The organism is Bariatricus sp. TF06-38A, assembly GCF_027690675.1.
GTDB lineage: Bacteria > Bacillota > Clostridia > Lachnospirales > Lachnospiraceae > Allocoprococcus > Allocoprococcus comes.
The window spans coordinates 1-5,187 of record NZ_JAQFCE010000050.1 but is presented as its reverse complement, the minus strand read 5'-3'; the positions used below and the strand labels follow the sequence as shown (position 1 = coordinate 5,187).

Here is a 5,187-nt window from a genome sequence, read left to right as displayed (position 1 = left end):
AGAACTGTGGGGACGCAGAGGGAGAGCACTAGCGGGAATGGAATCCCGTGGCAAGCGAGGTAGGAGTAGAGTTGGCAAATCCGCTCTATAATCCGAAGACGTGATGCATACCGAACAAAAGTAGGGAAATGTGTGAGCCAGCTGCCAAGAAAAGCCGCTATTGTTTGTACTGTACCCGTACCGTAAACCGACACAGGTAGGTGAGGAGAGAATCCTAAGGCCGACGGGAGAAGCATTGTTAAGGAACTCGGCAAAATGACTCCGTAACTTCGGGAGAAGGAGTGCCAGTGAGAGCTGGCCGCAGAGAATTGGCCCAAGCAACTGTTTAGCAAAAACACAGGTCTATGCAAAACCGTAAGGTGAAGTATATGGGCTGACGCCTGCCCGGTGCTGGAAGGTTAAGGGGAGAGGTTAGCGCAAGCGAAGCTTTGAACTTAAGCCCCAGTAAACGGCGGCCGTAACTATAACGGTCCTAAGGTAGCGAAATTCCTTGTCGGGTAAGTTCCGACCCGCACGAAAGGCGTAATGATTTGGGCACTGTCTCAACAATGCACCCGGTGAAATTGAAATACCAGTGAAGATGCTGGTTACCTGCGCCAGGACGGAAAGACCCCATGGAGCTTTACTCCAGCTTGATACTGGGATTCGATATTGTATGTACAGGATAGGTGGGAGGCGAAGAAGCATTGACGCCAGTTGATGCGGAGCCGCTGTTGGGATACCACCCTTGCAGTATTGGATTTCTAACCAGCAGCCGTGACCCGGCTGGGGGACAATGTCAGGTGGGGAGTTTGACTGGGGCGGTCGCCTCCGAAAGGGTATCGGAGGCGCTCAAAGGTTCCCTCAGAATGGTTGGAAACCATTCGAAGAGTGCAAAGGCAGAAGGGAGCTTGACTGCGACACCGACGGGTGGAGCAGGTACGAAAGTAGGACTTAGTGATCCGGTGGTATAAAGTGGGATTGCCATCGCTCAACGGATAAAAGCTACCCTGGGGATAACAGGCTTATCACTCCCAAGAGTTCACATCGACGGAGTGGTTTGGCACCTCGATGTCGGCTCATCGCATCCTGGGGCTGAAGTAGGTCCCAAGGGTTGGGCTGTTCGCCCATTAAAGCGGTACGCGAGCTGGGTTCAGAACGTCGTGAGACAGTTCGGTCCCTATCCGGCGTGGGCGTAGGATATTTGAGAGGAGCTGGCCTTAGTACGAGAGGACCGGGCTGGACTGACCGCTGGTGTATCTGTTGTTCCGCCAGGAGCATGGCAGAGTAGCCAAGTCAGGAAGGGATAAACGCTGAAGGCATCTAAGCGTGAAGCCCCCCTCAAGATGAGATATCCCAACGCAAGTTGTAAGACCCCTTGAAGACGACAAGGTAGATAGGGCAGAGGTGGAAGTGCAGTAATGCATGGAGCTGACTGTTACTAATCGGTCGAGGGCATAACCAAGAAGGTAGGACAGGGTAAAGAATGGATGGAGTAAAGATTTAAATTTGTATGTGGTTTTCAGAGTACATAAAAAATGAAAAAAGCACTTGCAAAATATATGTAAAGTGTTTATAATAATAAAAGTAGTCCTCGATAGCTCAGCGGTAGAGCATTCGGCTGTTAACCGAAGGGTCGTTGGTTCGAACCCAACTCGGGGAGTTGAGAACTGTAAGCGATTGCTTACAGTTTTTTTCATTTCATAGGAAATTCCGAAGGAACTGTATCGATGATATTTATCCGGGCACCATATGTGGAGTCGGTCAAATTTAAATATAATAAAAGATTCAGTCTGATTTAGGCTGGACAGCTCTGCATATTTGTATTATAGTAAAAACAGTATTTCAAGGGTGATTGCGTAACAATGCTTGTTGCGTTATCATCTTTTTGGGATATAAGGAGGCAGGATAATGAAAAAACTTGCATCAGGAATGGTAATTCTGGCAGGGATATTTTGGGGAAGCATGGGAATTTTTGTCCGCAAGTTTGAAATTTGGTTTTTTAAGTACAGTGCTTGCATTTTGCTTGTATACTGCCGGTCTTAAAAATTTAGATAATGGAAAAGCTTCTATTTTGGCATCAGTTGAGCCAGTTGCAGCTACTTTGATTGGTGTAATACTATATAAAGAAACCTTATCAGCAGGAGAAATATTCGGGATTATTCTTGTGATGGTAGCAATTGTAATGTGTAATCTTACAAATAAAGACAAAAAATAATAAAATAAAGATGACGAATGCCGGAGCATTACTCCGGCATTCTTATTTGGAATTAGGATGTTAAACGAAACAGCTATTTCATAATCGGGATGCCTTTTGCAACCCGGCGATAAATCTTCCATATAATGGTGAATGGAAGACTGATACAAATATAAAGTGTAGAAAAAAGACCTGCAAAGCCTCCAATTAAAACCAAAAGTAACATTCCAATATTCATGCCTCGATCACTCCAGTTCTTTGTATTTCTTTTGATAAAGTCATTTTATGAGAAAATATGTAATTTGAAAAGAGATTGGAGTCAAATGAACGATATTTCCACTGATAGTCAGGGTACGTTTTTCAAAATCGAGTATTAGCTCACCACATTTGTAAGGGTGGAAGAGTTGATCTGAAGAGGTATTCATCCGCGCCAAGATCGAGAGCTTTTACCTTTTCATGTTCATTTGTACGTGCAGAGATGACGATAATTGGACAGTCGGACCATTCACGAACCTGCCGGATGATTGTCTGACCATCCATATCCGGGAGCCCAAGATCAAGGAGAATGAGATCTGGACAGATAGAATTTATCAGCTGAAGACCTTCAGTACCGGTTATGGCGGTTGTTACTTTATAATTGTGCCCATATAACAGCTTTGTAACAAAAGTAAGGATATTTTGTTCGTCTTCTATAAAAAGGATATTTACTTTTGGCTGCATGGAATGTTTTCCTCCTCTTCTTTTGGTAATGTAAACAGAAATAAAGCACCATTGGTGTGGTTTTTGGCTTCGATATAACCATTGTGTGCGTCAATGATCGTTTTGCAGATTGATAAGCCGATTCCCATACCCTTGTGGGAGTCAACGGAACCAGTATTGTGGCAGATGCCACTGAAAATATCCGGAATAACGTCCGGGTTCAGACCATGTCCGAAATCTTTGACACAGAAGGTTACGTGGTCTGGATGATCAGTGACGGTAAGCTCCGGAGTCTTGTTACACTGAGAAGATTTTCAACCATATTGAGGAGCCAGCTGGAGTCATTTTCAATATTTTCAAGAAGTTCTCTTTTTTCTGCATCTGATAAGATGGAATCATCAGACAGAAGAGAGGAAGTGGTTGCTGTGGTGAGCAATGTAATGATCAACATTCCGATAAATGTGACCGGATAGCCGCTCAATGTGAAATTCAGTCGGAAAAACGGATAGGTAAAGAAGAAATTGATACAGATTACGGAGAAAACAGAAGAAAAGAGCCCGTGCAGGTATCCGTTCGTATATCGTGCAATCAAGATTTGGGCAATAATATAAAGTAATGCGATGTTTGCAGTATTTTCAGAAACGAATGAGAAAAAAAGAAAGGCAAGTGCGGTCGCGATGCCAAGTAGTGTGAGTGTAAAAAGTGTATTGTTATGTAATAATTTATTCATAGCAGATAATCCTCATAAATAAAATTTTCACAAAAAAACTATCATATTTCCTCGCAAATGTCAACAGAGATAAAAAATCATAACAAAATCCAGACAAAGAGGTTGACATGGCAAACTGTATGTGATATTGTTACAGTATAAACTGTAATTAAAAAAATTACAGTTCAACATATAAGAAATGAGGGGAGAAGCGTGACAAGTGAATTTGCAATAGCGGTTCATGCACTTGTATTTCTGGATCGCAGCAATGCTACTATCGCAAGTGAAGAACTCGCAGATAATGTATGTACAAATCCTGTATGCATACGCAGAGTGATGGGAAAACTAAAAAAAGCCGGTCTGATCGAGACAAGAGAAGGCATGGGAGGCGGTTACCGGATCGCAAAAGCAAATTCGGATATTACGCTGAGGCAGATCAGTGATGCGCTGGAGAATACGCTTGTAAAAGCATCCTGGCGTTCAGGAAACCCGGATAAAAAGTGTTTGGTTGCAAGTGGGATGTCTGTAGTTATGGACGAACTTGTAACAGGGATGAACAGGAGCTGTAATGATTATCTGGAAAGAATCACGATCCAGAAAGTAGAGGAACGGCTTACTGCCCTTAAAGAAGAAAAAGATAATGAAACAGGAGGATGTCTATCATGTCAGTAATCAATTTAACAACAGAGAATTTTGAAGAAGAAGTATTAAATGCAAAAAAACCAGTACTGGTAGATTTCTGGGCAACATGGTGTGGACCATGCCAGACAATGGGACCGGTTGTTGATGAACTCGCACAGGAGCTTACAGATGTAAAGGTAGGTAAGGTGAATGTGGATGAGCAGATGGCGCTTGCCAGAGAATATAAGGTAATGTCAATTCCGACATTTCTCGTATTCAAAGATGGAAAGGTCGCAGAGAGAACTTTAGGAGTTCAGGAAAAGAGTGAGCTGGAACAGCTGATTCTGTAAGCAGAATATAGAATAAGTTATCTAAGGATGTGCCAAGGCACATCCTTTTTGTAGTTTGCGCGCCATGGGCGCGCTCTAACGGGTGAAAGTCCCGAATACGCCTAGGTAACAAGGAAGTATATAGGGGGTGTCCATTGTGAGGTGGAATCTGAAGGAAGCTGTAGTAAAGAACTAGATGCAAGAATTTGTTATAGGCTGCATATGTGTATCTGGAAGCAATGGAAAACCCCACAGAATTGTATAAAGAATTTGATGAAACTCGGAGTTGATAAGGATACAGCTTGGATTACGGCATACACAGGTAGTCGAATCGCTTACATGTGTCAACGAAGAGTTATGAATTTTGCAATAAACAAAGAAAGATTAACCCGATTTGGACTACTGGGACTTATGGCAATTGATTATAAGAAGCCGGTAAAAGTTATTTCAGAAGATGAGAAATTTATGAAACAGATTGAGAAATGGGCTGTTGAAGAATAAGAATGGATGAGCTGAAAGATGGGAGGCATGGGGATTTTGCTCTCCCGTTTTGTTGCGAAAAAAAGAAACGCTGTAAATTCAACGTTTCTCCTACTTTTTACTTAATGCCGCAGACCGGAATCGAACCGTTTTACTTAATCTCAAATACTGAT

At 42.8% G+C, this 5,187-nt stretch carries 6 protein-coding genes, 1 tRNA gene, 1 rRNA gene and 1 pseudogene (1 of these 9 only partly in view); 6 read left to right on the top strand and 3 right to left on the bottom strand.

The annotated features are described in order from the left end of the window. From PG418_RS18860 to PG418_RS18850, 3 genes are all read left to right on the top strand, one after another. Positions 1 to 1,444: ribosomal RNA gene (locus PG418_RS18860) — 23S ribosomal RNA — on the top strand (it extends 1,571 nt beyond the left edge of the window). Between the two features lie 126 nt (positions 1,445 to 1,570). After that, positions 1,571 to 1,642: transfer RNA gene (locus tag PG418_RS18855), tRNA-Asn, on the top strand. A 312-nt stretch (positions 1,643 to 1,954) separates the two neighbouring features. Further along, the gene (locus PG418_RS18850) at positions 1,955 to 2,197 is read left to right on the top strand and encodes an EamA family transporter (RefSeq protein ID WP_117834705.1); all 243 of its coding nucleotides are present in this window, start codon (positions 1,955 to 1,957) and stop codon (positions 2,195 to 2,197) included. 357 nt (positions 2,198 to 2,554) lie between these two features. Here the strand turns inward: PG418_RS18850 and PG418_RS18845 are convergent, their stop codons facing one another. The 3 genes and pseudogenes from PG418_RS18845 to PG418_RS18835 all read right to left on the bottom strand — a co-directional run bounded on the left by PG418_RS18845 (position 2,555) and on the right by PG418_RS18835 (position 3,605). Next, complete coding sequence (locus PG418_RS18845; RefSeq protein WP_498837872.1) at positions 2,555 to 2,896, bottom strand: response regulator; 342 nt, start codon at positions 2,894 to 2,896, stop codon at positions 2,555 to 2,557. Beyond that, positions 2,881 to 3,102 (bottom strand): annotated as a pseudogene (locus PG418_RS18840) (ATP-binding protein); the annotation flags it as partial. The pseudogene PG418_RS18840 and the gene PG418_RS18845, both read right to left, overlap by 16 nt. A gap of 26 nt (positions 3,103 to 3,128) precedes the next feature. Continuing rightward, positions 3,129 to 3,605 (bottom strand): DUF4118 domain-containing protein, encoded by a 477-nt coding sequence (locus PG418_RS18835; RefSeq protein ID WP_330673039.1) that lies wholly within the window; start codon positions 3,603 to 3,605, stop codon positions 3,129 to 3,131. A 192-nt stretch (positions 3,606 to 3,797) separates the two neighbouring features. Between PG418_RS18835 and PG418_RS18830 the strand changes: the two genes are divergently transcribed. The 3 genes from PG418_RS18830 to PG418_RS18820 all read left to right on the top strand — a co-directional run bounded on the left by PG418_RS18830 (position 3,798) and on the right by PG418_RS18820 (position 5,035). Then, positions 3,798 to 4,256: an RrF2 family transcriptional regulator gene (locus tag PG418_RS18830; protein ID WP_055247597.1), complete on the top strand. Its 459-nt coding sequence runs from the start codon at positions 3,798 to 3,800 to the stop codon at positions 4,254 to 4,256. Further along, positions 4,247 to 4,555, top strand: a complete 309-nt coding sequence (gene trxA / locus PG418_RS18825; protein WP_270476330.1) for a thioredoxin — start codon at positions 4,247 to 4,249, stop codon at positions 4,553 to 4,555. The genes PG418_RS18830 and trxA overlap by 10 nt, the downstream gene beginning before the upstream one ends. A gap of 141 nt (positions 4,556 to 4,696) precedes the next feature. Beyond that, a complete protein-coding gene (locus PG418_RS18820; RefSeq protein WP_498837871.1) occupies positions 4,697 to 5,035 on the top strand; it encodes a hypothetical protein in 339 nt (112 codons plus the stop codon). Positions 5,036 to 5,187: the final 152 nt, after the last annotated feature.

What these genes read in the sequence shown, in the direction of transcription:
- trxA (WP_270476330.1), top strand. Translation starts at nt 4,247, where the DNA reads ATGTCAGTAATCAATTTAACAACAGAGAATTTTGAAGAAGAAGTATTA.
- PG418_RS18845 (WP_498837872.1), bottom strand. Translation starts at nt 2,896, where the DNA reads ATGCAGCCAAAAGTAAATATCCTTTTTATAGAAGACGAACAAAATATC.
- PG418_RS18835 (WP_330673039.1), bottom strand. Translation starts at nt 3,605, where the DNA reads ATGAATAAATTATTACATAACAATACACTTTTTACACTCACACTACTT.